Here is a 223-nt window from a genome sequence, read left to right as displayed (position 1 = left end):
CATGGGGAAGTCCCGGGAGGGGAGGCAGTCGCCGTACCAGGAGGACTTCAGGGCGCCGCCGCGGCCGAAGACGTCGAGCAGGGGCAGTTCGAGGGTCATGTCCGGGGTGGGCACGCCGACGAGGACGACGCGGCCGGCGAGGTCGCGGGCGTAGAAGGCCTGCTTGTAGGTTTCGGGGCGGCCGACGGCCTCGATCACGACGTCGGCGCCGTTGCCGCCGGTC

At 72.6% G+C, this 223-nt stretch carries 1 protein-coding gene; it reads right to left on the bottom strand.

Going from position 1 to position 223, the window contains the following annotated elements:
* On the bottom strand, positions 1-223 hold a 223-nt coding region (locus tag WFH44_RS21405; protein ID WP_336716672.1), incomplete at both ends, for a zinc-binding dehydrogenase.

This window comes from Arthrobacter sp. USHLN218 (assembly GCF_037144715.1).
GTDB lineage: Bacteria > Actinomycetota > Actinomycetes > Actinomycetales > Micrococcaceae > Crystallibacter.
This window is presented reverse-complemented; position numbering and strand designations above follow the sequence as displayed.